Origin of the sequence: Methylobacterium brachythecii (genome assembly GCF_014196345.1) — a bacterium.
Taxonomy (GTDB): Bacteria; Pseudomonadota; Alphaproteobacteria; order Rhizobiales; family Beijerinckiaceae; genus Methylobacterium; species Methylobacterium brachythecii.
In genome coordinates, this window is sequence record NZ_JACIDN010000001.1 from 84112 (window position 1) to 108126 (window position 24015).

Consider the following 24015-nt stretch of genomic DNA (forward strand, 5'->3'; position numbering starts at 1 on the left):
GCGCTTACTCGGCGTGAGCAGTGCGCACGGGCGCGGTGTCGTCCGGCCCGCGTGTATCGACCTTTACGACGACCGACAGGCCCGGCCGCAGCAGGCCCTCGCGCGCCACGTCTGCCGGCACACGGATACGCACGGGCAGGCGCTGCACGATCTTGGTGAAGTTGCCGGTGGCGTTGTCGGTGGGCAGCAGGCTGAACAGGGTGCCGGAGGCCGGCGAGAACGACTCGACCTCGCCCGTGATCTTCCGGTCGGGGAAGGCGTCGACGCTGATCGTGACTGGCTGGCCCGGCTTCATGTGCGCGAGCTGCGTCTCCTTGAAGTTCGCGTCGATGCGTACGCTCTGGAGCGGTACCAGGGCAGCGACGCGCGAGCCCGGCTGGACATAGGCGCCCGCCTCCACGGCCTTGTTGCCGACGACGCCGTCGAACGGCGCGCGGATGACGGTGAAGTCGAGATCGCGCTGCGCCCGGTCGACCGCCGTGCGCAGCTCGCCGGCGAGGCTCTCGGCCTCACGCTTCTGCGCGCTCAGCACATCGACATTGGCCTTGGCCGCGATCACCGCCGCCTGCGCGCCCTTCACGGCTGCCTCGGTGCGGTCGCGATCGGCCTTGGTCTGGTCGAGCTTGGACTTGGCGACGTAGTCGGCCTGCATCTGGGTCGAACGAAGGTAATCGGCCGCTGCGCGCACGGCATCGGCCTTCGAGGCCTCGACCTGCGCCACGCTCTGCGCGATCTGCGCGTCCGCGGCTTCGACCTGCCGCCCGATGCGGACGATAGTGCTCTCCTGAGTGGCGAGCTTGTCCTTCGCGGCACGGAGCGCGAGCCGGTAATCGCCGTCGTCGAGCCGAGCGATGACGTCGCCCTTCTTCACCGACTGGCCGTTTACGATCGGGGCCGCGTCGAGATAGCCGGAGACCTTGGCCGCGAGCACCGAGATGTCGGCCTGCACGTAGGCATCGTCCGTCGAAACGAAGAACCGTCCCAGCGTCCAGTACTGCCAGCCCTCGTAGCCGCCTCCGCCGAGCGCTGCGGCGAGAATGGCCAGCATCACGAGCTTCTTACGCGACCTGCGTGGCTTCGTGGGAGCGTCGGCAGCCGAGGATGTCACCGGCAGGGAAGGCGAAACGGCGGAAGGGTGCTTGGCTTCTGCCGATGCAGGCGTCGCGATCTCGTCCATCGATTCGGCCGATGCTTCATCCCGGGAGGCAGTGTCTTCGCGAAGGGACATCGCGGGCTCCGACTAGTCTTGACCGAACCGTTCGGTCAACGCGGGGGCAGGTTGACGCCCGACCGCTCACACCCCATAAATACGATGACCGAACCGTTCGGTCAATGGCATCGAGTTGGGTGAACATGAGCGCCGCGGCGACCAGCGTTGCGAATCCGAAGACGCAGTCCGGTTCGGCGGCATCGCAGCCCGATACGGACAAGCGCCGCCAGATCCTCGATGGTGCGCGCGACGTGTTCCTGGCCTCGGGCTTCGACGGCGCGAGCATGGGCGAGATCGCAAAGGCGGCCGGCGTCTCGAAGGGGACGCTCTACGTCTATTTCGACAGCAAGGACGCGCTGTTCGAGGCGCTGACCACCCAGGAGAAGCGCTGGCTCGCCGAGGCCCTGTTCAAGCTCGGCTCCGAGACCTCGGACGTCGGCAGCGTGCTGACCCAGCTCGGCCTCACCTACCTGACCGAGATGTCGAAACCGAACCACGTTTCGGCCATCCGCATGGTGATCGGCGCAACCGAGAAATTCCCGCATCTCGGCCGGTCCTTCTATGAGGCCGGCCCGGCCTGCGGGATCGATCGGCTCACCGCCTATCTCGACAAGCAGGTCGCAGGCGGCCGTCTACGGGCCGCGGATACCGAACTCGCCGCCAAGCACTTCCTGCATCTCTGCCAGGCGGGCCTGCTCACGCGGTTGCTCTTCGCCGCCGGCGACCCGCCGACCGAGGAGCAGATGAAGCATCAGATCGCGGAAGCGGTGCGGGTCTTTCTGGCGGCCTACTCGTCCTGACGGGGCCCCCCTGCCATGTGGCCGCGGGGCGACATGGCTCCGTAAAGCGCAGCGATGGCGACGCTGAAGCTTGTCAGCCGGAGCCATGGCTCGCAGGGTCGCCCTATGCTCGGCCGTCGGTGCGTACCGTCGGTCTCGATTCTGGTTTTCGAGGTCACCATGCGTCGTCTGATGCAGGCCGCCGCTCTCGCCCTCGCGGTCTCCACCGTCACGGCCTGTGCGCCGCATCCGATCGTCGCCCGCGATCCCGTGCCGCCGCCCTCGCCCGCAGAGGCCTATGATTGCGGTACGATGCGGCTGCCGCTCAACGCCGCCATGTCGGACTGCTCGCCTCGCTACCGCGACGCTCCGGCGGTCCTGCGCTCGCGGGGCTGACCAGGCGGAGCGGAGCTCGCAGCGTTTACCCGCGGTGAGCGTTTCCGCTTCACACTCGCATGCAGCCTGACGGAGACCTGAGCCCGTGTCGCATTCCAGCCTCTTCGCCGCCACTGCCCTGATCGGCCTGTCGCTCGTGAGCCCTGTCCGGGCCGAGAGCATGGTCGACCGGGCGAACCGCGCCGCTGCGGCCGGACCGGTGGTGCTGGAGGTCGACCGCGATAGCGGCCGGTTCGTCGGACGACCCGTCGGTGCGGTGGTTCCCGCCGCCGGCGAGCGGATCGTCAACGCCGTGCCCGTGCCGCACGTGATGAATGGCGGCGGCTTCGGGCTCTCGGGCGTCGACTACTACAACGACTCCGCCTCCGAGGGTGGTCTCGGCCGGCGCCGTCACGCCAACGAGCAGATCCTGGCGCCAGCTCTGCGCGCACCGCTGCGCTGAGCACTCCATCCCATTAGACATCGCCGACGTGGGTTCGTCCCCATCGATGATGGTGGGGCAGCCTGAGAAGGCGCGTGGCTGTCTCCCGGGCATGGCCTGCACCCTCGCTGGCTCCTAGCCCGCACCTTCAGAGGGCGCGTTAAGCGGCGTCACCGCCTCCCTCCGGCGTCCCGCATCATGGCAGAGCCAAGAGCCGCCATCGCATCCCGGAAATATCGTTCATCGGCGAAGACGGCGTTGCCGCTTCGGCACTCGATCATGCGAGGTAGGTCAGACCGATCGACGAGCCGGCTTATATCATCCAAATCGGATCTGCCTGACCAAAGCTTGGCTATAAGCCTTGCGATCCTCAAACCATAAAAAGATCGATTCTACTTTTCGCAATCGCGAATATCGATTGCGCGGCGCACAATTGAATACATTTTACGGAAAGGCTTTTGACGATTTGCGCAGCGCAAAAATAAGTGCTGCCAACGAGCGTTGAGCGTTTGCGCTTCACGCTGAAGTTTGGCAATCAATTCCTGCTCTTCCGGGGAGGAGCGTCCTGATCCGAGCACACGTCCCATGGCCGTTGCGGCCAGGCTCGGCAAACACGAAACAAAAGTTCAAGGACGAACGAATGACCGCATTGCTGCTGATCATCTTGGGCGGGCTCTGCGCCGTCGCCTACGGAATCGTCACGATCCAAGACGTCATGAAGCGGGACGCCGGCACCGCTCGAATGCAGGAAATTGCCGGCGCGATCGCCGAGGGCGCCCAGGCCTATCTCAAGCGCCAATACGCCACGATCGGCATCGTCGGCATCGTTCTCTTCGTCGGGCTCGCCTATTTCCTCGGCATCAAGGTCGCCATCGGCTTCCTCATTGGCGCGGTGCTCTCGGGCGCGGCCGGCTTCATCGGCATGAACGTCTCGGTGCGCGCCAACGTCCGCACCGCACAGGCCGCGACGACCTCGCTCGGCGGCGGCCTCGACGTGGCCTTCAAGTCGGGCGCCGTCACCGGCATGCTGGTCGCCGGCCTCGCGCTCCTCGGCGTGGCCATCTACTACACCTACCTCACCCGCGGCGCCGGCCTCGAGCCCGCCAGCCGTGAGGTCATCGACGCCCTCGTCGCGCTCGGCTTCGGCGCCTCGCTGATCTCGATCTTCGCCCGTCTCGGCGGCGGTATCTTCACCAAGGGTGCGGATGTCGGCGGCGATCTCGTCGGCAAGGTCGAAGCCGGTATTCCAGAGGATGATCCGCGCAACCCCGCCACCATCGCCGACAACGTGGGCGACAACGTCGGCGACTGCGCCGGCATGGCGGCCGATCTGTTCGAGACCTACGCGGTGACTGTGGTCGCCACCATGGTGCTCGCCGCGATCTTCTTCGCCGGCCAGCCGATCCTCGAAACGATGATGCTCTATCCGCTCGCCATCGGCGCGGCCTGCATCGTCACCTCGATCGCCGGCACCTACGCGGTGAAGCTCGGCGCCAACCAGTCGATCATGGGCGCGCTCTACAAGGGCCTGATCGCCTCCGGCCTGCTGTCGGTCGTGGCCATCGGCATCGTGAACTTCGCGTTGTTCGGTGGATTCGGTACCACTTTCACCACCGGGACCGGCCAGACCTTCACGTCCGGCGGCCTGTTCGGCTGCGCGGTGATCGGTCTCGCCATCACGGCGCTGATCGTGGTGATCACCGAGTACTACACCGGCACCAACTTCCGCCCGGTCAAGTCGATCGCCAACGCCTCCGTCACCGGCCACGGCACCAACGTGATCCAGGGCCTCGCCGTCTCGCTGGAATCGACGGCATTGCCGGCGATCGTCATCGTGGCGGGCATCATCTCGACCTACGCGCTCGGCGGCCTGTTCGGCATCGCCATCGCGGTCACCGCGATGCTGGCGCTGGCCGGCTTCATCGTGGCGCTCGACGCGTTCGGGCCGGTCACCGACAATGCCGGCGGCATCGCCGAGATGGCGGGTCTGCCCTCCGAGGTCCGCAAGGCCACCGACGCGCTCGACGCGGTCGGCAACACCACCAAGGCCGTCACCAAGGGCTACGCGATCGGCTCCGCCGGTCTCGGAGCACTCGTGCTGTTTGCCGCCTACACCTCGGACCTGAACTACTTCATCGCGAACTCCGACAAATACACCTTCTTCAAGGGCGTCAGCGTCGATTTCTCGCTCTCCAACCCCTACGTCGTCGTCGGCCTGCTGCTCGGCGGCCTGATCCCGTTCCTGTTCGGCGGCATGGCCATGACCGCGGTCGGCCGCGCCGCCGGGTCGGTGGTCGTGGAAGTGCGCCGCCAGTTCAAGGAGAAGCCCGGCATCATGCAGGGCACGGACCGGCCCGATTACGGCCGGGCCGTCGACATGCTCACCCGCGCTGCGATCAAGGAGATGGTGATCCCGTCCCTGCTCCCGGTACTGTCGCCGATCGTGCTGTTCTTCCTGATCCAGGCGATCGCCGGGAAGAGCCAGGCTTTCGCGACCGTGGGCGCCATGCTGCTCGGCGTGATCATCACCGGCCTCTACGTCGCGATCTCGATGACCTCGGGCGGCGGCGCCTGGGACAACGCGAAGAAGTCCTTCGAGGACGGCTTCGTCGACGAAAACGGCGTTACCCACCACAAGGGCTCCGAGGCGCACAAGGCCTCGGTCACCGGCGATACCGTCGGCGACCCCTACAAGGATACGGCCGGCCCTGCCGTGAATCCGGCGATCAAGATCACCAACATCATCGCCCTGCTGCTGCTGGCCATCCTGGCGCACCAATGATCCCGGTCTCACCGGCCTGAAACGAAAAGCCCGCCTCGGGAAACCGAGGCGGGCTTTTTAGTGTCGTGGCCCCTCCCCGCGGACGGGTGGAGCGTCCGGGAAGAAGGCGTGAGATCTCAGTCGCAGGTCTCTTTCTTGACCGTCTTGGAGTCGCCCTCGTCGTTCTCCTTGCGGACCGTCTTCGAGACGCAGCCATCGCCGTGATCCTTGACCGTGACCGACTTCGACTCCGTCGCGGGACGGTCGACCACGACGGTGTCGGGCGCGTCGCGATGGATCACGGTGGTCTCCGCCTGCACGGCTGCCGCGCTGAACAAGGTCAGGGCGGACGCGGCGATGATCAGATGATTGCGCATTCTTTCCTCCGGTGAAGGTCAAGTCGCGCAAGCAACGGCACGGAGAACGGAAGCGTTCCAGGCTTTCTCAGAGCCCTCGCTCGCGGCGGAGCCTGACCACGGCACGATCGAGCGCACCGAGGAAGGCCGAGCGGTCCTGCCGCGAGAACGGCGGCGGCCCGCCGGTGATCAGACCGGATTCCCGCAAGTCCTGCATGAGGTTGCGGGTCGCGAGTGCCATGCCGACCGAGGAATCGGTGAAGGGTTTTCCGGTCGGGGCCAGCACGGAGGCGCCGGCCTTCACACAACGGCTGGCGAGTGGCACATCCGCCGTGATCACGATCGCGCCAGGACCGACCCGCTCGGCGATCCAGTCGTCGGCCGCATCGAAGCCGTCGCTCACCACGACGCGCTCGATCCACGGCTCGCGCGGCAGGTTCATGAAGCTGTTGGAGACGACGTAGACGTGCAGCCCGTAACGCGCCGCCACGCGAAACGTCTCGTCTTTGACCGGACAGGCATCCGCATCGACGTAGATCGCAATCGGCGCAACGGTCATGCGGGGTGTCAGGAGCCGGAGGGCTTGATCACCGCGAGGACGGAGGCGATGCGCGTCTTGATCTGGTCGGACAGAACCTTGGCGAGCCGGATCTCGGCATCGCGCGCGGCACGCAGCGAGGCGAAGCGCTGGGTCGAGCGATCGTAGGTCGCGGTCGAGGTGGCGACGCCGTCGGTGATGACCTTGCGACCGTCGAGGCTTTCCAGGGAGTACTCGATCGTTCCGATCAGGGTACCGGCTTCCGCGCGGGCAGTGGTCGAGGACACGATCGGCGTCGTCACCGTCTCGCTGCCCTTTAGCTTGAGCTTGTAGCGTTTCGGCGTCGCGTCCTGGCCTGAGCCGTCGAGGGCGAAGATCAACTCGCTGCGCAGGTAGTGGCCGAGGCGGTCCTGGTCCTGAGCCATCACGACGTCGTCGACCTGCACGGCGGCCAGCGCCACCTGCATCGACTCGCCGGAGGCGGTCGGTCCGTAGAGGGGGCGGAAACAGGCCGAGACGTTCAGCGCGAGGCCGGCCGCAAGGGCGAGCCGCACAAGGCGGGAAGCCGCCTCTCGTGTCCCGATCCGCATCATCGCCCGTGGTCGCCCCGACTCTTACGCTCAAGCTTGTACGGCATCAGCCGCAGCCGGTCATCAGCCTGCCAGAGCGTGGTTTACGCTTCGTCTGCGGCAAGATCATGCCCGCTCGACCGTCATTGCGAGCGCAGCGAAGCAATCCAGAGCGACACCCGCAACGTTGGCGCGTTGGCCCTGGATTGCTTCGGCTACGCCTCGCAATGACGGCGGAGTGGCGTCACACCACCAGATTGACGATCCGCCCCGGCACCACGATCACCTTCTTCGGTGCGCGTCCTTCAAGCGCCCGCTGCACGGCCTCGTCGGCCAGCACGATGGCCTCGACGGCGGCCTTGTCGGCGCTGGTCGGCACGGTGACGTCCGCACGCTTCTTGCCGTTGATCTGCACCGGCAGGGTGATCTCGTCTTCGACGAGCAGGGCCCGCTCGACCTCGGGCCAGGCGGCCTCCGCCACCATCCCCTTTCGGCCGAGCGCTTGCCAGCTTTCTTCGGCGAGATGCGGCATCATCGGCGCGATGAGCTGCACCAGGATGCCGGCCGCCTCGTCCGCCGCCTTGCGCGTCGTGCCGGCGCGCAGCGCCTCGTCGAGGGCGTTGGCGAGCGTGTAGATGTGGGCGACGCAGCGGTTGAAGCGCAGCCGCTCGACATCCTCCTCCATCGAGGCCAGCGCCTTGTGGGCCGCCTTGCGCAGGACCGCGTCAGCGGACTGCGTCTGGCCGTCGGAAGCGGCCGCGAGGTTCACGAGGCGCCAGACGCGCTGCACGAAGCGGTGTGCGCCCTGCACGCCCTCCTCGGTCCAGATCACGTCGCGTTCGGGCGGCGAGTCGGAGAGCACGAACCAGCGGGCGGTGTCGGCGCCGTAGCTCGCGATGATGTCGTCGGGGTCGACGACGTTCTTCTTCGACTTCGACATCTTCTCGATGGAGCCGATGGTGATCTCGGCGCCCGTTCCGATGTGAAAGGCCCGGCGGTTTCCGCCCTCGTTGTCGAGACGCACCTCGGCCGGGGTCACCCAGGCGCCGGCAGCATCCTTATAGGTCTCGTGGACGACCATGCCCTGCGTGAACAGGCCGGCGAAAGGCTCGGAGACGCCAGCCCAGCCGGTCTCGCGCATCGCCCGCATGAAGAAGCGCGAATAGAGCAGGTGCAGGATCGCGTGCTCGATGCCGCCGATATACTGGTCGACGGCGAGCCAATGGTCGACGGCGCCGCGATCGGTGGGCGCGTCCTGCAGCCAGGGCGCGGTGAAGCGGGCGTAGTACCAGGACGAATCCACGAAGGTGTCCATGGTGTCGCTCTCGCGCTGCGCCGCCGCCCCGCATTTGGGACACGGCACGTTGCGCCAGGCGGCGTCGCGCTCCAGCGGGTTGCCAGGCACGTCGAAGGAGACTTCGTCCGGCAGCTTCACCGGCAGGTCGGCGACGGGCACCGGCACCGGACCGCAGGCGTCGCAGTGGATGATCGGAATCGGGCAGCCCCAGTAGCGCTGGCGCGAGACGCCCCAGTCGCGCAGCCGGAACTGAATCTTGCGCTTCGCGACGCCGTCACTTTCGAGGCGGTCGGCGACGGCCTGGAAGGCCGCCTCCGTCGTCATGCCGTCGAGGAAGCGTGAATTGATCATCCGGCCATCACCGTCATAGGCGGTGTCGGTGATCGTGAAGGTCGCGGGGTCCTGGTCCTCGGGGCAGACCACAGGCGTGTTGCCGAGCCCGTATTTGTTGGAAAAGTCGAGGTCGCGCTGGTCGTGGGCCGGGCAGCCGAACACGGCGCCCGTGCCGTATTCCATGAGCACGAAATTCGCGACGTAGACTGGCAGCTCCCAGGACGGATCGAGCGGGTGGCGCACCTTCAGGCCCGTATCGAAGCCGAGCTTTTCCGCCGTATCGATCGCCGCCTGGGCCGTGCCCATCCGGTGGCATTCCTCGATGAAGGCCTGCAGCTCGGGGCGTGACGGGGCGAGCGCCGCCGCCAACGGGTGATCGGCGGCAATCGCCAAGAAGCGGGCGCCGAACAACGTATCGGGCCGGGTCGTGAAGACCGTAACGCCGTCCTCCGCACCGGCCGGCGGATTGGTGAGCGCGAAGCGTAGCTCCAGCCCTTCCGAGCGGCCGATCCAGTTGCGCTGCATCAGCCGGACCTTGTCCGGCCAGCGCTCCAGCCCGTCGAGCCCACTCAGCAGCTCGTCGGCGAAGTGGGAAATCCGGAAGAACCACTGCGTCAGCTCGCGCTGCTCGACGAGCGCGCCCGAGCGCCAGCCGCGCCCGTCGATGACCTGCTCGTTGGCGAGCACGGTGTGATCGACCGGGTCCCAGTTCACCTTCGCGGTACGGCGCGAGACGAGGCCCTTGTCCAGGAATTCCAGGAACAGCCGCTGCTGATGCTTGTAGTAGTCGGGATCGCAGGTCGCGATCTCCCGGCTCCAGTCCAGCGACAGGCCCATGGACTGCAGCTGCGTGCGCATCGAGGCGATGTTGGCGTAGGTCCACTCCCTCGGATTGACCTTGCGCTCCATGGCCGCGTTCTCGGCCGGCAGGCCGAAGGCGTCCCAGCCCATCGGATGCAGCACGTTGAAGCCGCGCGCCCGCTTGTAGCGCGCCACCACGTCGCCCATCGCGTAGTTGCGGACGTGGCCGACATGGATGCGCCCCGACGGATAGGGGAACATCTCCAGCACGTAGTATTTCGGCCGGCCGTCGTCGTTCTTCGTCTCGAAGAGGTGCGCCTCGTTCCAGGCCTGCTGCCAGCGCGGCTCGGAATCCTTGGCGTTGTAGCGCTCGATCGTGCGATCGGGGGCGGAAGTGCTGGTCATGGGCTGGAGCGCCGCGAAATCTCAAAGAAAGCGAGCGGCGGCACTAGCATATCCGTGGCGCACTGGGTCAACGGATCGCGCAATCGTGGCCCCTGACCGTCAGGTCTGCTGGTAGACCGCGACCACCCTGTCGAAACGGCGCTCGGCGAGATCCGAGGCGCGGATCAGGACGTAGACGGTTCCCTGCCCGTCACCCTGCATGAAGTCGCCGACGTCGATCTGCAGAAGCAGGCGCCAATTCTTCTCCGCAGCCACGATCTCGTCCCGATGCGCCTTACGCTGCGCCTCATCGAGATGCTGGATTCCGAAGCGTGTCACGACCTCGGCGTCGTATCGCGGATCGTCCTGCTCGGGGAGCGGCGAGCCGAGGAGCTGGTTGCGCCGCCCCGGATTGGCCTCGCCGTAAAACTTGTCGAAGGCCCGCGAGAGGCGATCGTTATAGGCATCGCGGAAAGGGTTCTCGCCCATCGGCTGGTGGCCATAGACGGCTTTCAGCGTCGGACTCGCTTCCATCTCGACGCTGTAGCCGGCAGGCGGGCGCAACGTCGCGCGTAAGGTCATCGCACGAGCAGGACCGCTATAGGACGTCCCCGCATCGGGCCTCGGCTTCGGAAGATTGTACTTGGCATTGATCGCCGCGATCTCGGCCCGGTGTGCCTCCACCACGGCGGCGAGATCCGCGGGCATCGCCTGCGCCGTCAGGCTCTCGCGCGGGCTCTGGTCCCAGATCACCCGGACGGCCTCCGTTCCGGTATCCCAGGGTCCCGCGGCGAGGTCGTAGAAGAACAGCAGCCGTCCGGTCTCGGGCAAGTCTCCCGCCGCCCCTCCCTGGCCACGGGCCTCTGCAAGGTCGACCTGCGCGAAGAACGCATAGGGCAAACGCTTCTGAAAATGCTCGCGGATCTCCTTGGCCGAGTCGGCATTGGCGCGCCGGGCGACGGCTTCGATATCCGCCGGCGCTGCCCGGCGCGGCCATGCGAGGCCGGGCGGGAGATCGGGCGTTCCGCCGATCCGGGTGCCCCCGAGGACGAGCGCGCCGTCCGCCTTCGGCTGGAAGACCAGCGTCGGCACCAGCGCCTCGACGATGATCTCGGCCTGCGGGCGGGTAAAGGCGTTGGCGAGCTGGCGATAGGCATCGTCGGGCGAATCGAACATCCGCGTCCTTCCATCGTGAGCCGCCCCCTGCAAACCCGCCGGGATGGGAAAGGCAAGCGTGAAAGCCATATCCGTCCCTGACCGAACAAGTGGGAAGGGTTTCGATGGTGAGCGATGGGATCGACACGGCCCTGATCACGGGCGCCTCGTCGGGAATCGGCGCGACCTATGCCGACCGGCTGGCCCGGCGAGGACACGATCTCGTGCTGGTGGCCCGCGACGGTGGGCGGCTCGACGAACTCGCCACGCGCCTGCGCAACGAGACCGGTGTGACCGTCGACATCGTGCCGGCGGACCTCACCGATGGCGTCCAGCTGCGCGCAGTCGAGACGCGGCTGCGGGACGACGATTCGATCGGCATCCTCGTCAACAATGCAGGCGCGAGCATCCGTGGAGGCTTCGAGCATCCGGATCTCGATGCTCAGGAGCGCCTGGTCCAGCTCAACGTCACCGCCATGATGCGACTCGCCGGCGCGAGCATCGATCGCTTCCTCGCACGTGGCGAGGGCGCTATCGTCAACGTCGCCTCGGTGCTGGCCCTCGCACCCGAGCGGCGACCGGGCATCTATCCCGCAACGAAGGCTTTCATCCTGGCCTTCTCGCAATCCTTGCAGGCCGAATTCGGCGAGCGCGGGCTCTACGTGCAGGCCGTGCTCCCTGCCGCGACGCGCACCGAAATCTGGCAGCGCTCCGGGCAATCCGTCGACGCGCAACCCGAGGGTTCGGTGATGGAAGTCGGCGACATGGTCGATGCGGCGCTCGTCGGCTTCGACCAGCGCGAGGCCGTGACGATCCCCTCTCTTCTCGATCTCGGGCTCTGGGAGAGCTTCACCGAGGCTCGCCTCGCCATGGCGCGCACATTCAGGCAGGGAGAGCCGGCCGAGCGCTACCGGACTTTTTCGCTGAAACCCGAATAGCCCTTCGTAGCCCGAGAGGATCGATGACCGAAACGCCCGCCCCTGTCGCGCCCGACGAGACACCGCCCATCGGCGAGGCGGACGTCGCGACTAGTCTCGAAGAGGTGCGGGCGCTGATCCGCCGTGCCGCCGAGGACAACGAGCGCGATCCGGCCGGCGTGCATCTCGTTGCCATTTCGAAGACCGCACCCGCAGAGGTGATCCTACCGGCGCTCGAAGCCGGCCAGCGGCTTTTCGGCGAGAACTACGTCCAGGAGGCCAAGGCCAAGTGGCCCGCTCTCAAGGAACGCTTCCCGGATGTCGAGCTTCACTTCGTCGGCCCGCTCCAGTCGAACAAGGCGCGCGAGGCCGTCGAGCTGTTCGAGGTGATCCACTCCCTCGATCGCCTGTCGCTCGCCGCGGCGATCGCCAAGGAGAGCGAGCGGGTCGGCCGTCAGCCGAAGCTGCTGATCCAGGTCAATACCGGCGACGAGGCGCAGAAGGCCGGCGTCACGCCCGATGCCGTCCACACCTTGCTCGCCGAGTGCCGCGACACCCATGGCCTGACGATCCAGGGGCTGATGTGCATCCCCCCGGCAGAGGACCCGCCCTCACCGCATTTTGCTCTGCTGGCCCGCATCGCCGACCGGCACCGTCTGCCGATCCTGTCGATGGGCATGAGCGCGGACTACCCTGCTGCGATCCAGATGGGCGCGACACATGTCCGCGTCGGCACGGCCATCTTCGGAGCGCGAGCGAAGAAGAGTTGAACGCCGCAGCTCGCCTCAGGCCGTCTGGCTGACGACGCGCGACAGCAGCCCGCGCAGGTCCTGCGTTTCCGCCGCACCGAAGCGCGTCTCGAACTCGGCCTGGGCACGGTTCCAGGTCGGCATCAGTTCTTCGAGGAGATCGTGACCGGCCTGCGTGAGGGACAGCATCCGCGTGCGGGCGTCGAGACCCGGCGCCACGCTCACGAGGCCGTCGCGCTCTAAGGGGCGCAGGGCGCGGCTCAGCGTCGTGCGGTCCATGACCATCGCGTCGGCTAGACGCTGCATGGTGATCAGTTCGCAGCGCTTGATGACGCGCAGCACCGAGTACTGGGTAATGCGCAGGCCCGTCGGCCCGAAATGCTGGTCGTAGAGTTGCGTGACCTGTCGCGAGGCCTGACGCATCGCCAAGCAATGGCAGGGCGGCGCCGTGTGAGCTTGCTTCGACACTGCGGACCATCCTCAATCGCGGACTCATCGCTCCGCTTAGGCATCGGTGCGGTAGCACATTCGCGCAGTCCGTGACAGGCATCGGTCACTCGGATGGCATCATAATGCCGTCCCGCGCCGTCATCGTCTCTGGGCGAGGCGCCGCAAGAATCAGATCGTCCACGGTTCGCTTCAGTGTCCGACGATGTGCGGTCCGAGCTTCGATTGAGCGGTGGAAACCGGGCATTCCTCAGATGATCGTCAATACCGTGCGCGGTCCGAGACGGCGAAGCAGTCTCGCCAGATCGGGCCGGGCCAGGGCGACGCAGCCCTCGGTCGGCCGGTAACCCGGCCGCGCGACATGCATGAAGATCGCCGAGCCGCGGCCGGGACGGATCGGTCCGCGATTGCAGTCGAGATCGATCACCAGATCGTAAAGGCCGTCCTGGCGCCACATCTCCTCGGCACTCACGCCGGGCAGTGGCAGGCGGACGGGCCGGTTGTAGCGTCGGTCGAGCGGGTCATCGCACCAGCCGTCGCCAGGCTGCGTCGCGCGCAGAGGCAGGGCGGTTCGCGGACGTATCCGGAGATGGTCGGGCCGGTAGGCTCCGCCGCGGAGGCGAAAGGTGCCGCGCGGCGAGCCGCCATCCCCCTCGCGCTTGACCTGGACGATTCCCGAGCGGCCGAGCGCGCAGGGAATCACGGAGGACCCAACGATGAGATGCCCGCGGGTCCTATCGCCGACGAGCGGGCGGACCCTCAGCACAGGAATCGTCACCCGCTTCATCGTCGTCGTCACCCCCCGAATGCGGATCGCCGCCGCCTCGATCGGCCGAGTCCTAGCCCGACACAGCCCGAGCCGGGAACCGCTCCGACCGGGAAGCTTGGCAAGACGGTGACAATCGCCCGAAAACGCTGCAAAAACGAAGCGTTGCTTATTCCATGATAAGAAATTCGGATTAGGTTGGCCCTCGGGCTCGTCCGTCCAGGGCGGCCCGCGGTGCTCGTGGCGTCCGGATGGGGCAATCTCGTCGCCACACACCCCTTGTCCGACGCACCCGGTCCCGATCGTCGAGCGGTCGGGCGCCGACGCGCATGTTTTGCGCGGGAGTTCTGCTTCCGATGGCCAATACCCTCCGTCTCCTCGTCTGCGACGACGACGATGCCCTACGGGAGACGCTTACAGAAGAACTCGACCTCTACGAGGAATTCGCCGCCAGTGGCGCCGCGACGGCGCAGGGTGCCATCGATCTCGTCGCACAGGACCGGATCGATCTCGTCGTGATGGATGTCGGCCTGCCCGACATGGATGGCCGCGAGGGTGTGCGGGTGATGCGGCGCGAGGGGTTTCGCGGGCCGATCATCATGCTCACCGCGCAGGATTCCGAGAGCGACACCGTCGAGGGGCTGGAAGCCGGCGCCAACGACTACGTCACCAAGCCCTTCAAGTTCGCGGTGCTGCTCGCCCGCATCCGCGCGCAGTTGCGCCAGCACCAGGCGAGCGAAGACGCAATCTTCCGCATCGGTCCCTACACGTTCCGGCCCGGCGCGAAGCTGCTGGTCGGCGAGCGCGGCTCGAAGCTGAAGCTCACCGAGAAAGAGACCGCGATCCTGCGCTATCTCTACCGCGCCGGCCGCGAGGTGGTGGGCCGCGATACGCTGCTCGCCGAGGTCTGGGGCTACAACGCCCACGTCACCACGCATACGCTGGAGACTCACATCTACCGGCTGCGCCAGAAGATCGAGCCGAATCCGGCCGCCGCCGCGATCCTGATCACCGAGGCCGGCGGCTACAAGCTGCTGCCGTAGCGCCCTGCCCGTTCCGGGTATGGTCAACGCCGGATTAAGGTCTCGGCGATAGTGTTTCGCGAGCATGGCGGACGACCCGGCGTCACGCGCGGGCGGCTCGTGTTTCGCGACCCGGCGCGCTTCGGCTAAGGGACGTTCTGCAGCAGGAACCGGCCGGAGGATGGGCGCGCATTGGGGCTCGACGACGAAATCGCGATCCTCGCCGCCGCACCCGTGTTCGAGTTCTTCGATTCCGGCGCGCTTCGACTGCTGACCTTTGCCGGCGAGCGCGTCCTGCTCGAGCCTGGTGAACGCTTGTTCGAGCGCGGCGACAAGGCCGATGGCGGGTTCATCGTCCTGTCGGGGACGGTCGAACTCAAGGGCCCGGGCGGCACACCGGTCCTGGCCGGCCGCTCCGCCCTGATCGGCCGCACGGCCTTGTTCGCCAAGGGAAAACGTCCGACCGACGCCGTCGCGACGTCCAGCGTCGAGCTCATGCGGATCACCACGCAGCTCATGACCCGCGTGCTGAAAGAATTCCCGGATGCCGCCACCGCGATCTACGACTGGCTGGCCGATGACCTCGGCGAACTCAGCCGCGGGTTGGAGACGGTGCGGGCGAGGCTGACGGACACCAAGGCGCGGTAAGCGCCCACGCGCTTTCGCCGGCGCGGCCGTCAGACGCCCACCACCGTCAGAATGGTTCCTTCGGCACCCGTCACGCGGACCCGTGTTCCCGCCGGCATGTCCGGCCCGGAGATACGCCAGAGCGTATCGTCGAGACGCATGCCGCCGCGGCCCGCGACGATGGGGGTCTCCAGCACGACCTCGCGGCCAACCAGCCCGCGCACGCCGCGATTCAGCAGCGGGACCTCGGCGTGGTTGAGCCGAGTCGCGATCGTCACCGTAATGGCCGAGAGCAGCGCGAAGAGCGGCAGTTGCGCCTGCCAAGGCAGGTCCACACCCGCCTCGACGAGCCCCGTGACGAAGGCGGCAAGGCCGAGCCAGACCAGAAAGATGCCGGGCAGCAGCAACTCGCCGCCCATCAATAGGAGCCCGGCGAGAATCCAGCCCCAGGCCGGATCGATGGCGGAGAGGTCGCTCATGGCGCCGTGGTGGGCTTGATCGCAGGCGTGCCGACCCGCGGCGGCAGGCCGGCGCTGCGAGTGCCCTGCCCGGTCCCACCGTCACCGAAGACGCTGCGCGTGATCTCGGCAATGCCGCCCAGCGTGCCGGCGAGCGCCGCCGCCTCGATCGGCACCACCACGACCCGCTGATTCGGCGCCGTGGCGATGGCCTTGACTGCCTCGACGTATTTCTCGGCCACCAGGAAGTTCGCGGCGGCGATGTCACCCTTGGAGATCGCCTCGCTGACCATGCCGGTGGCCTTGGCCTCGGCTTCCGCGGAGCGCTCGCGCGCCTCGGCATCGCGGAAAGCGGCTTCCTTGCGGCCCTCGGCTTCGAGAATGGCCGATTGCTTGCGGCCTTCCGCGCGCAGGATCTCCGCCTGCCGCTGGCCCTCGGCCTCCAGCACCGAGGCGCGCTTTTCGCGTTCGGCCTTCATCTGGCGGGCCATCGAGCCGGCGAGGTCGGCCGGCGGCAGGATGTCCTTGATCTCGACGCGGTTCATCTTGACGCCCCAGGGCGCGCCGGCCGCGTCGAGCACCTTGAGCAGGCGGTCGTTGATCTCGTCGCGATGCGAGAGCAGCTGGTCGAGATCCATCGAGCCAACCACGGTGCGGATGTTGGTCATGGTCAGCGTCAGCAGCGCCGTTTCGAGGTTCGAGATCTCGTAGGAAGCGCGAGCCGCGTCGAGCACTTGGTAGAACACCACCGCGTCGATCCGCACCCCGGCATTGTCGCGGGTGAAGGCCTCCTGGCTCGGCACCTCGACGACCTGCTCCATCACGTTCACCCGCCGGCCGACGCGCTCGATGTAGGGAATGATCAGTCCGAGCCCGGATTGCAGGGAGCGGTTGTAGCGTCCGAAGCGCTCCACGGTGTGGACGAAGCCTTGCGGGATCGTGCGGATGCCGATCGCCAGCGTCACGATGACAAGCAGCGCGAAAGCGATCGCGACGGCGCTCACCCCGATCGAAATGGTCATGCAGGCCCTCGACTGATTCCGCGAACGAGCTTCAGTGTATGGCGTCTCCCGTGTCAGTTGAAAGTAACGCCGCGCACCTGTGCGAAGACTGTCGTCGAAGCCCGGCATAGGGTGATTTCGGGTGGCAACGGCGTTGCTTCCATCCTGACGAAAGGCGTGTCCCATGACCTCCGCACAACGGGTGTTCGTGCTGACCGGAGCCGGCGTCTCGGCGGAGAGCGGGCTCGGCACCTTCCAGGATCGCGGCGGGATCTGGAGCCGCTTCGACCCGATGGCACTCGCCACACCCGAGGCCTTCGCCCGCGATCCCGCGCTGGTCCACGAATTCTATAACCTGCGCCGCAGCGGCGTGGTCGCAGCCACGCCCAACGCTGCGCACGAGGCCTTGGCTCGGCTCGAAAGCCGCCTGCAGGAACGCGGCGCGACCCTCTTCCTCTGCACGCAGAACGTCGATGACCTGCACGAGCGAGCGGGCAGCCGCGCCGTGACGCACATGCATGGCGAGATCCTGAAAGCGCGTTGCCTCGCCTGTGAGGCGGTTACGCCCTGGCGCGACGACCTTTCCGTCGCCACGCCCTGCCCCGCCTGCGGCCGAGCCAGTGGGATGCGGCCGGACATCGTCTGGTTCGGCGAGATGCCGAAGCATCTCGAAGCCATCGACGCGGCCCTGCGGGAGGCCGACCTGTTCGTCGCCATCGGCACGTCTGGAGCGGTCTATCCGGCGGCCGGCTACGTCGCCCAGGCCCGCGCCCTCGGCATCCGCACCTGCGAGCTGAACCTGGAGCCCTCCGACAACGCCGCGCATTTCGACGAGGCTCGGTATGGGCCGGCGAGCGTGGTGGTGCCGGAGTTCATCGCATGGCTCCTTGGAAGGTGAGCCAACGCGCTTCCGTCATCCCAGGGTGCCGAAGGCAAACCCGGAATGACGAAGACCCAGACTCAGGTCGCACCCGGTTCCAAGCCGTCCTGCAGCAGAGCGTCGCGATAGCGGGGATCACGTCCCGTGTTGGACGAGGAGGCCCCAGTCGCAATCGAGAGCGCCGGTGACGTGGCCGCCCCCTCGGGAGCAGGCATCGGCCCGGGCCGCGACGGGCCTTAGCCCATGCACTCGTTTTCGGCCTTCTTGAAGCTCTCGGATTTCGGCTCGTGCTCGGCCGGGCGTCCGCGACCGATGACGCCGTCCGAACGACCCCGCAGATAGGTGTAGATGTCGGTGAGGTAGCACATCACGTTCTTGTTGTCGGCGAAGGCCGGCATCACGAGATTCTGCGACGAGCTGACGTCCTTCTTTCCACCCGCGACGATGCCGGAGAAGGTCGAGAAATCGTCGGTCTTGAGCGCATCCACGAGCGAGGGCGCATAGGTCGAACCGGCTCCATCCGGACCGTGACAGACGATGCAGTTCGAATTGTAGCGCAGGTAGCCCGACATGGTCGGCCAATCGACCTTCTTGCCACCTTCCGTGACGTGGTAGGTCGGATTGCCGTCTTTGTCGGTGTAGCGGCCGTCTTCGACCTTGGCCGGCTGGGTCGGGCCGTCGCTCTTCAAGGACGCGGCATCTGCGGAGTTCGGAGCTGCAGACGCGGGAAATGCCATCAAGGCAAGCGTCGTAGATGCTGCGAGAAGCAGCGCTGCTGGACGGTTCTGCACGGTTTCGGCTCCGTTCGTAGTCCCTGACGACAGTGCCGCAGGGTTGCGATCGGGACGACGCCGATTGCCTGGAATGGTTCCAGGATGCGACCTTCAATCCCGCGCAGTCCTGCCATGTGCGAAACGTCACGCCTCTCTCGCTGAGCGCAACCCGGCGGCGTCACCCAAGCCGTGGCCTGCATTGCTTGATTGTCCTGCGCGCGGATACATTATTCCCATTCCAAGATGCGGTGCGGAGGCGGGGGCCTTCGCGCTCCCGCCGGGTCAGCGCCCGGCCGGAGCGGGTTCGTCCGCATCATCCGACGATCGGACGAGCGTTCCGCTCCCGTCGATCGCCCACTGACACCGGCTCTTCCCGTGCGTCGCTCGGCGCGCGGCGGTCTCACGACAGGATGAAGCGATGATCAAACTCACCGTGAACGGGACGGAGCGAAGCTTCGACGGCGACCCCGACATGCCGCTGCTCTGGTTCCTGCGCGACGAACTCGGCTTCACCGGCGTGAAGTTCGGCTGCGGCCAGGCGCTCTGCGGCGCCTGCACCATCCATCTCGGCGGCTCCGCCACGCGTGCCTGCACCACGCCGGTCTCGGCCGCGGAAGGCCAGGAAGTCCTGACCATCGAGGGCCTCTCGCCCGATGGCAACCATCCGGTCCAGGTCGCCTGGCGCGATCTCAACGTGGCGCAGTGCGGCTACTGCCAGTGCGGCCAGATCATGCAGGCGGCCTCGCTCCTCAAGGACACGCCGAAGCCCAGCGACCAGGACATCGACGACGCCATGAGCGGCAACATCTGTCGATGTGGCACCTATCCGCGTATCCGCGCGGCGATCCATCAGGCTGCCGGCCAGTCGGCCTCCAACCAGGGAGGCAAGCTGTGATCCACGACGCGAAGCTCATGGCCGACATCGCGGCGAACTCCTCAAAGGCTCCCGCCCTTCTCGACAACGTCAGCCGGCGCGCCACGCTCGGCGGCCTCGGCGCCCTCGTTCTCGCCCTCTCGCTTCGGGACGCGCGCGCCGACGAAGGTCAGACCAAGGAGCAGAAGGAGAAGAAATACGGCGCCGACGGCATGCCGCACGGCTGGCAGGACGATCCGAAGATCTTCGTCGCCATTGCCGCCGATGGGACCGTCACGGTCACCAACCATCGTTCCGAGATGGGCACGGGCGTGCGCACCTCGATCGCCTTCACCGTCGCCGACGAGCTCGAGGCGGATTGGTCGAAGGTCAAGGTGATCCAGGCCTGGGGCGACGAGACCCGCTTCGGCAACCAGGACACCGACGGTTCGCGCTCGCTCCGCCACTTCTTCCAACATTTCCGCCATGCGGGCGCCGCTGCCCGGCTGATGCTGATCCAGGCCGCCGCCAAGCAATGGGGCGTGCCGGTGGGCGAGGTGACGGCCGAGAACCACGTCATCAGCCACGCGAAGAGCGGAAAGAAAGCCGGCTACGGAGAGTTCGCGGCGGCCGCCGCCGAGCTGCCCGTGCCGCCCCGCGAGAGCGTGGTGCTCAAGGACCCGAAGGCCTTCCGATACATCGGCAAGGGCAAGATCGGCCTCATCGACAACCACGACATCACCACCGGCAAGGCGATCTACGGCCTCGATACCAAGCTCGACGGCATGCTTTACGCCGTCGTTGCGCGCCCAGCCGTCTATGGCGGCAAAGTGAAGAGCTTCGACGATTCCGCAACGCTCAAGATCCCCGGCGTCGTGAAGACCGTGAAGATCGAGGGCGGCGAGATACCGTCCGAGTTCATGCCGCTCGGCGGCATCGCGGTGGTCGCGAAAAACACCTGGGCTGCCATGAAAGGCCGCGAGGCCCTCAAGATCGTGTGGGATGACGGCCCGAACGCCACTTACGACACCACCACCTTCCGCAAGGAGCTGGAAGCGGCGGCCCGTCAGCCCGGCAAGGTCGTGCGCAACCAGGGCGACGTTGATGCCGCCATGGCAAAGGCGAAGACCAAGCTGCAGGCCGAATACTTCGTGCCCCACCTCGCCCAGGCTCCGATGGAGCCTCCGGCGGCAGTGGCACGGGTCAAGGACGGCGCCTGCGAGGTCTGGGCGTGCACCCAGGGCCCGCAGGCTGCCCATGACCGGCTGATGAAGCGGCTCAACCTGCCCACCGACAAGGTGAGGGTGAACGTCACGCTGCTCGGCGGCGGCTTCGGCCGCAAGTCGAAGCCCGACTACGTGGTCGAGGCGGCGCTCTGCTCGGAGGCCGTCGACGGGGCTCCCGTGAAGCTCGCCTGGACCCGCGAGGACGACCTGCACCACGGCTACTACCACACCATCTCGGTGGAGCGCCTGGAGGCCGGCCTCGACGACAAGGGCATGCCGGTGGCGTGGCTGCACCGTTCGACGGCGCCGACGATCGGCTCGATCTTCGCGCCCGATCCGAAGCACGAACTGCCGTTCGAGCTCGGCATGGGCCTGACCAACCTGCCGCTCAATCTGCCCAACGTCCGCCTCGAGAATCCGGAAGCCTCCGCGCATGTGCGCATCGGCTGGTTCCGCTCGGTCTCGAACATCCCGCACGCCTTCGCGATCCAGTCCTTCGTGGCTGAACTCGCACATGCAGCGGGCAAGGAGCCGCTGGAATACCTGCTCGCCCTGATCGGGCCCGATCGGAAGATCGACCCGAACACGATCGGCGACGTCTGGAACTACGGTGAGGATCCGGCGCGCTACCCGATCGATACGGCGCGCCTGAAGGGCGTGATCCAGGCGGCGGCCAAGGGTGCCGGCTGGGGACGCAAGCTTGCCAAGGGCCGGGGCCTCGGTGTCGCCGGTCACTACAGCTTCGTCACCTACACGGCGGTGGCGGCCGAGGTGGAGGTCGACGACAGGGGCGAGGTGAAGGTGCACGCGGTCGACATCGCCGTCGACAGCGGAGCCCAGGTCAATCCGGAGCGAGTGCGCTCGCAGATGGAAGGCGCCGTGGTGATGGGGATGGGCCTCGCCCTGTCCTCGCAGATCACCTTCAAGAACGGCCGTGCGGAGCAGAACAACTTCGACGGCTACGAGGTGGTGCGCATCGACGCCGCTCCGAAGGACCTGCGAGTGCATCTCCTCGGCTCGGGCGACTTCAACGGCCCGCTCGGCGGCGTCGGTGAGCCCGGTGTCCCGCCGGTCGCTCCGGCCATCGCCAACGCGGTCTTCGCCGCTACTGGCCGCCGCATCCGGCAATTGCCGATCAAGGATCAGCTTTCGAGCTGATCGTTCGAGAGACGACGGTGAGCAGGGTTTCGACCTCGCTCACCGTCATTGCGAGCGAAGCGAAGCAATCCGGGGCCAGACCCGCGACGTCAGCCTGTCGGCCCTGGATTGCTTCGCCTACGGCTCTCAATGACGCGAGTGCTTGAACAACAGAGACGAAGGAAACATCCGATGACGCGCATCGCGTGCCTTGCCGTTGTCTTGAGCGCATTGGCAGCCCCTGTCGCAGCCTCACCCTGCGCGGACGAGATCAAGACCCTCACCGGCAAGGTGCAGGAAGAGGGCAAGCAGGCCATCTCGGCCGGCTCCAGTGGTCAGGCCGACGCAGCCGCACGCGGTGGCCAGGGCAAGACCGGCGCCTCGGGTGAAGCATCGACGGCACCGCCCGAAAAATCCGCCGATGCCGGCAAGGGCGCCGATAAGGCTCAGGCCGCCAAGGTCGCCCTGGACGAAGCCCGTACCGCCGATGGCAAAGGCGACGAGACAGGCTGCTTGGACGCGGTTGGCCGGGCGAAGAGGCAACTCGGCACGGTGCCGTAGCTAGCCGCCGTTCGGATCCCGCCACACCCGCTCGAACGGCAGCCGCCAGGCATGCGGGGCCACGAGCTGGTGGATCGATTTCGGGCCCCAGGAGCCCGGCGCGTAGAGCCGCACCGGCGGCGGCTCGTCGAGCAGGGGCTGCGAGACCTCCCAGAGCCGCTCGATGCCCTCGGCCGTGTTGAACAGCGTGTGATCGCCGCGCATGGCGTCGAGGATCAGGCGCTCATAGGCCTCCAGCACCTCACCGACGAAGTCGGTGTCCTTCATCGAGAACTGCATCGAGAGCTTGTCGAGGCGCATGCCCGGGCCGGGCCGCTTGCCGTAGAAGGACAGGCTCATCTTGGTGGCGTCGGCGAGGTCGAAGGTGAGGTGATCCGGCCCCTGGGCGCCGACGCCGGAGCCCGCCGGAAACATGCTCTTGGGCGGTTCGCGGAAGGCAATGGAGATGATGCGCTGGCCCTCTGCCAGCTTCTTCCCCGTGCGCAGGAAGAATGGCACCCCCGCCCAGCGCCAATTGTCGATCCGGCATTGCAGGGCAATGAACGTTTCGGTCTCCGAGAGTGGATCGACGCCGGGCTCCGATCGGTAGCCGGCATATTGTCCGCGCACGACCTCCTTCGGGTCGATCGGGAGCATCGAGCGGAAGACCTTGTTCTTCTCCTCGCTGATCGGCCCGGATTCGAGCGAGGTCGGCGGCTCCATGGCCATGAAACCGAGGATCTGGAACAGGTGGGTGACCACCATGTCCTTGAAGGCTCCGGTGGCCTCGTAGAAGCCGGTGCGCTGGCCGAGGCCCAGCGTCTCGGGCACGTCGATCTGCACGTGATCGATGAAGGTGCGGTTCCAGATCGGCTCGAACAGGCCGTTGGCGAAGCGGAAGGCCAGGATGTTCTGGGCCGCCTCCTTGCCCAGGAAGTGGTCGATCCGGAAGATCTGCTCTTCGGTGAAAACCTCGTGCAGCCGCGCGTTCAGGGAAACCGCACTGGCGAGGTCGGTGCCGAACGGCTTCTCCATGATGATGCGAGCACGCTCGACGAGATCGGCTTCTCCCAGCAGACGTACTACCGAGAGCGCGGCGGCGGGCGGCACACTCAGGTAATGCAGGCGGCGTGTCTCACCGTCGAGCGCAGTCTCCGCACGCGCCACGGCGGCCTTCAGCACCTCCGCACCTGCCGAGAGGGGCACGTAGTCCAGCGTCTCGGCGAAGGCAGACCAGTCAGCCTCGTTGATGGGCCGGCCCGAAAACTCGTCGAGGGCCTTGCGTGTGAAGGCACGGAAGCTGTCGGCGTCGTGCTCGTCGAGTGACACGCCGATGATCCGGTAGCCAGGGATGAATCCGGCGAGCGCGAGATGGTACAAGCCCGGCAGCAGCTTTCGCCGGGACAGATCGCCGGTGGCGCCGAACAGCACGACCACCTGCGGGAATTTCGGACCGACGCTCAGAGGAATCGTTCGCACGCTCACCACCCTCGCCACACCGGACGCAAGCCGGATGCCGGGATGCGAACCTCAGTCGTCCGAGCAACGATGTCGAGGGCGCGTGACGACGGCATGACGCGTGAAGACGGAGCGCTCTTCCGGACTCACCGCCGGAGCTA

The 24015-nt window shown here is 66.9% G+C and carries 25 protein-coding genes; 12 read left to right on the forward strand and 13 right to left on the reverse strand.

The window, feature by feature from the left end:
• Positions 1–4 precede the first annotated feature (4 nt).
• The gene (locus GGR33_RS00360; RefSeq protein ID WP_183501377.1) at positions 5–1228 is read right to left on the reverse strand and encodes an HlyD family secretion protein; all 1224 of its coding nucleotides are present in this window, start codon (positions 1226–1228) and stop codon (positions 5–7) included.
• Between the two features lie 125 nt (positions 1229–1353).
• Here GGR33_RS00360 and GGR33_RS00365 point away from each other — a divergent pair, with 125 nt between their 5' ends.
• The 3 genes from GGR33_RS00365 to GGR33_RS00375 all read left to right on the forward strand — a co-directional run bounded on the left by GGR33_RS00365 (position 1354) and on the right by GGR33_RS00375 (position 2827).
• A complete protein-coding gene (locus tag GGR33_RS00365) occupies positions 1354–2010 on the forward strand; it encodes a TetR/AcrR family transcriptional regulator (protein WP_183501379.1) in 657 nt (218 codons plus the stop codon).
• Between the two features lie 159 nt (positions 2011–2169).
• A complete protein-coding gene (locus tag GGR33_RS00370; protein ID WP_183501381.1) occupies positions 2170–2385 on the forward strand; it encodes a hypothetical protein in 216 nt (71 codons plus the stop codon).
• A gap of 85 nt (positions 2386–2470) precedes the next feature.
• Positions 2471–2827 carry a hypothetical protein gene (locus tag GGR33_RS00375; protein ID WP_183501382.1) on the forward strand — a complete coding sequence of 119 codons (357 nt, stop codon included), beginning with the start codon at positions 2471–2473 and terminating at the stop codon, positions 2825–2827.
• 371 nt (positions 2828–3198) lie between these two features.
• Here the strand turns inward: GGR33_RS00375 and GGR33_RS00380 are convergent, their stop codons facing one another.
• A complete protein-coding gene (locus tag GGR33_RS00380; protein ID WP_183501384.1) occupies positions 3199–3393 on the reverse strand; it encodes a hypothetical protein in 195 nt (64 codons plus the stop codon).
• A 53-nt stretch (positions 3394–3446) separates the two neighbouring features.
• Between GGR33_RS00380 and GGR33_RS00385 the strand changes: the two genes are divergently transcribed.
• Positions 3447–5588, forward strand: coding sequence for a sodium-translocating pyrophosphatase (locus GGR33_RS00385; RefSeq protein ID WP_183501385.1), 2142 nt, complete (start codon positions 3447–3449; stop codon positions 5586–5588).
• Positions 5589–5704: 116 nt separating this feature from the next.
• Here GGR33_RS00385 and GGR33_RS00390 read toward each other — a convergent pair whose 3' ends face one another.
• The 5 genes from GGR33_RS00390 to GGR33_RS00410 form a co-directional block, all read right to left on the reverse strand.
• Complete coding sequence (locus tag GGR33_RS00390; RefSeq protein ID WP_183501387.1) at positions 5705–5944, reverse strand: hypothetical protein; 240 nt, start codon at positions 5942–5944, stop codon at positions 5705–5707.
• Between the two features lie 67 nt (positions 5945–6011).
• Positions 6012–6482: a YaiI/YqxD family protein gene (locus GGR33_RS00395; RefSeq protein WP_183501389.1), complete on the reverse strand. Its 471-nt coding sequence runs from the start codon at positions 6480–6482 to the stop codon at positions 6012–6014.
• 8 nt (positions 6483–6490) lie between these two features.
• Positions 6491–7054, reverse strand: coding sequence for an LPS assembly lipoprotein LptE (gene lptE, locus GGR33_RS00400; protein WP_183501391.1), 564 nt, complete (start codon positions 7052–7054; stop codon positions 6491–6493).
• Between the two features lie 220 nt (positions 7055–7274).
• On the reverse strand, positions 7275–9866 hold the full coding sequence (gene leuS / locus GGR33_RS00405) for a leucine--tRNA ligase (RefSeq protein ID WP_183501392.1): 2592 nt from the start codon (positions 9864–9866) through the stop codon (positions 7275–7277).
• Between the two features lie 99 nt (positions 9867–9965).
• Positions 9966–11021 carry a DUF1963 domain-containing protein gene (locus GGR33_RS00410; RefSeq protein ID WP_183501394.1) on the reverse strand — a complete coding sequence of 352 codons (1056 nt, stop codon included), beginning with the start codon at positions 11019–11021 and terminating at the stop codon, positions 9966–9968.
• A gap of 104 nt (positions 11022–11125) precedes the next feature.
• Between GGR33_RS00410 and GGR33_RS00415 the strand changes: the two genes are divergently transcribed.
• Together GGR33_RS00415 and GGR33_RS00420 are read left to right on the forward strand one after the other, a co-directional pair.
• Complete coding sequence (locus GGR33_RS00415; RefSeq protein WP_183501395.1) at positions 11126–11938, forward strand: SDR family NAD(P)-dependent oxidoreductase; 813 nt, start codon at positions 11126–11128, stop codon at positions 11936–11938.
• A 23-nt stretch (positions 11939–11961) separates the two neighbouring features.
• The gene (locus GGR33_RS00420) at positions 11962–12687 is read left to right on the forward strand and encodes a YggS family pyridoxal phosphate-dependent enzyme (protein WP_183501397.1); all 726 of its coding nucleotides are present in this window, start codon (positions 11962–11964) and stop codon (positions 12685–12687) included.
• Positions 12688–12702: 15 nt separating this feature from the next.
• Here the strand turns inward: GGR33_RS00420 and GGR33_RS00425 are convergent, their stop codons facing one another.
• Together GGR33_RS00425 and GGR33_RS00430 are read right to left on the reverse strand one after the other, a co-directional pair.
• Positions 12703–13134: a MarR family winged helix-turn-helix transcriptional regulator gene (locus GGR33_RS00425; RefSeq protein ID WP_284211107.1), complete on the reverse strand. Its 432-nt coding sequence runs from the start codon at positions 13132–13134 to the stop codon at positions 12703–12705.
• A gap of 229 nt (positions 13135–13363) precedes the next feature.
• Positions 13364–13900: a L,D-transpeptidase family protein gene (locus GGR33_RS00430; RefSeq protein ID WP_183501399.1), complete on the reverse strand. Its 537-nt coding sequence runs from the start codon at positions 13898–13900 to the stop codon at positions 13364–13366.
• Between the two features lie 335 nt (positions 13901–14235).
• Between GGR33_RS00430 and GGR33_RS00435 the strand changes: the two genes are divergently transcribed.
• Both GGR33_RS00435 and GGR33_RS00440 read left to right on the forward strand, forming a co-directional pair.
• Positions 14236–14922, forward strand: coding sequence for a response regulator transcription factor (locus GGR33_RS00435; RefSeq protein WP_183501401.1), 687 nt, complete (start codon positions 14236–14238; stop codon positions 14920–14922).
• A 171-nt stretch (positions 14923–15093) separates the two neighbouring features.
• Positions 15094–15549: a cyclic nucleotide-binding domain-containing protein gene (locus GGR33_RS00440; protein ID WP_183501403.1), complete on the forward strand. Its 456-nt coding sequence runs from the start codon at positions 15094–15096 to the stop codon at positions 15547–15549.
• A 29-nt stretch (positions 15550–15578) separates the two neighbouring features.
• On the opposite strand, the gene GGR33_RS00445 is transcribed toward GGR33_RS00440, so the two are convergent.
• Together GGR33_RS00445 and GGR33_RS00450 are read right to left on the reverse strand one after the other, a co-directional pair.
• Positions 15579–16007, reverse strand: coding sequence for an NfeD family protein (locus tag GGR33_RS00445; RefSeq protein ID WP_183501405.1), 429 nt, complete (start codon positions 16005–16007; stop codon positions 15579–15581).
• Positions 16004–17008, reverse strand: a complete 1005-nt coding sequence (locus GGR33_RS00450; RefSeq protein WP_183501406.1) for an SPFH domain-containing protein — start codon at positions 17006–17008, stop codon at positions 16004–16006. Before GGR33_RS00450 ends, GGR33_RS00445 begins: the two co-directional genes overlap by 4 nt.
• A gap of 163 nt (positions 17009–17171) precedes the next feature.
• Here GGR33_RS00450 and GGR33_RS00455 point away from each other — a divergent pair, with 163 nt between their 5' ends.
• On the forward strand, positions 17172–17885 hold the full coding sequence (locus tag GGR33_RS00455) for an SIR2 family NAD-dependent protein deacylase (protein WP_183501408.1): 714 nt from the start codon (positions 17172–17174) through the stop codon (positions 17883–17885).
• Positions 17886–18103: 218 nt separating this feature from the next.
• On the opposite strand, the gene GGR33_RS00460 is transcribed toward GGR33_RS00455, so the two are convergent.
• Complete coding sequence (locus GGR33_RS00460; protein ID WP_425488721.1) at positions 18104–18556, reverse strand: c-type cytochrome, methanol metabolism-related; 453 nt, start codon at positions 18554–18556, stop codon at positions 18104–18106.
• Between the two features lie 502 nt (positions 18557–19058).
• Between GGR33_RS00460 and GGR33_RS00465 the strand changes: the two genes are divergently transcribed.
• From GGR33_RS00465 to GGR33_RS00475, 3 genes are all read left to right on the forward strand, one after another.
• Positions 19059–19535 carry a (2Fe-2S)-binding protein gene (locus tag GGR33_RS00465; protein ID WP_183501412.1) on the forward strand — a complete coding sequence of 159 codons (477 nt, stop codon included), beginning with the start codon at positions 19059–19061 and terminating at the stop codon, positions 19533–19535.
• Entirely contained in the window at positions 19532–21877 is a 2346-nt protein-coding gene (locus GGR33_RS00470; protein WP_183501413.1) for a xanthine dehydrogenase family protein molybdopterin-binding subunit, read from the forward strand. The genes GGR33_RS00465 and GGR33_RS00470 overlap by 4 nt, the downstream gene beginning before the upstream one ends.
• 171 nt (positions 21878–22048) lie before the next feature.
• Positions 22049–22417 (forward strand): hypothetical protein, encoded by a 369-nt coding sequence (locus tag GGR33_RS00475; RefSeq protein ID WP_183501415.1) that lies wholly within the window; start codon positions 22049–22051, stop codon positions 22415–22417.
• Here GGR33_RS00475 and zwf read toward each other — a convergent pair whose 3' ends face one another.
• A complete protein-coding gene (gene zwf / locus GGR33_RS00480) occupies positions 22418–23875 on the reverse strand; it encodes a glucose-6-phosphate dehydrogenase (RefSeq protein ID WP_284211108.1) in 1458 nt (485 codons plus the stop codon).
• Positions 23876–24015 lie beyond the last annotated feature (140 nt).

What these genes read in the sequence shown, in the direction of transcription:
- GGR33_RS00360 (WP_183501377.1), bottom strand. Translation starts at nt 1,228, where the DNA reads ATGTCCCTTCGCGAAGACACTGCCTCCCGGGATGAAGCATCGGCCGAA.
- GGR33_RS00365 (WP_183501379.1), top strand. Translation starts at nt 1,354, where the DNA reads ATGAGCGCCGCGGCGACCAGCGTTGCGAATCCGAAGACGCAGTCCGGT.
- GGR33_RS00370 (WP_183501381.1), top strand. Translation starts at nt 2,170, where the DNA reads ATGCGTCGTCTGATGCAGGCCGCCGCTCTCGCCCTCGCGGTCTCCACC.
- GGR33_RS00380 (WP_183501384.1), bottom strand. Translation starts at nt 3,393, where the DNA reads ATGGGACGTGTGCTCGGATCAGGACGCTCCTCCCCGGAAGAGCAGGAA.
- GGR33_RS00385 (WP_183501385.1), top strand. Translation starts at nt 3,447, where the DNA reads ATGACCGCATTGCTGCTGATCATCTTGGGCGGGCTCTGCGCCGTCGCC.
- GGR33_RS00390 (WP_183501387.1), bottom strand. Translation starts at nt 5,944, where the DNA reads ATGCGCAATCATCTGATCATCGCCGCGTCCGCCCTGACCTTGTTCAGC.
- GGR33_RS00395 (WP_183501389.1), bottom strand. Translation starts at nt 6,482, where the DNA reads ATGACCGTTGCGCCGATTGCGATCTACGTCGATGCGGATGCCTGTCCG.
- lptE (WP_183501391.1), bottom strand. Translation starts at nt 7,054, where the DNA reads ATGATGCGGATCGGGACACGAGAGGCGGCTTCCCGCCTTGTGCGGCTC.
- leuS (WP_183501392.1), bottom strand. Translation starts at nt 9,866, where the DNA reads ATGACCAGCACTTCCGCCCCCGATCGCACGATCGAGCGCTACAACGCC.
- GGR33_RS00410 (WP_183501394.1), bottom strand. Translation starts at nt 11,021, where the DNA reads ATGTTCGATTCGCCCGACGATGCCTATCGCCAGCTCGCCAACGCCTTT.
- GGR33_RS00415 (WP_183501395.1), top strand. Translation starts at nt 11,126, where the DNA reads ATGGTGAGCGATGGGATCGACACGGCCCTGATCACGGGCGCCTCGTCG.
- GGR33_RS00420 (WP_183501397.1), top strand. Translation starts at nt 11,962, where the DNA reads ATGACCGAAACGCCCGCCCCTGTCGCGCCCGACGAGACACCGCCCATC.
- GGR33_RS00430 (WP_183501399.1), bottom strand. Translation starts at nt 13,900, where the DNA reads ATGAAGCGGGTGACGATTCCTGTGCTGAGGGTCCGCCCGCTCGTCGGC.
- GGR33_RS00435 (WP_183501401.1), top strand. Translation starts at nt 14,236, where the DNA reads ATGGCCAATACCCTCCGTCTCCTCGTCTGCGACGACGACGATGCCCTA.
- GGR33_RS00445 (WP_183501405.1), bottom strand. Translation starts at nt 16,007, where the DNA reads ATGAGCGACCTCTCCGCCATCGATCCGGCCTGGGGCTGGATTCTCGCC.
- GGR33_RS00450 (WP_183501406.1), bottom strand. Translation starts at nt 17,008, where the DNA reads ATGACCATTTCGATCGGGGTGAGCGCCGTCGCGATCGCTTTCGCGCTG.
- GGR33_RS00455 (WP_183501408.1), top strand. Translation starts at nt 17,172, where the DNA reads ATGACCTCCGCACAACGGGTGTTCGTGCTGACCGGAGCCGGCGTCTCG.
- GGR33_RS00465 (WP_183501412.1), top strand. Translation starts at nt 19,059, where the DNA reads ATGATCAAACTCACCGTGAACGGGACGGAGCGAAGCTTCGACGGCGAC.
- GGR33_RS00475 (WP_183501415.1), top strand. Translation starts at nt 22,049, where the DNA reads ATGACGCGCATCGCGTGCCTTGCCGTTGTCTTGAGCGCATTGGCAGCC.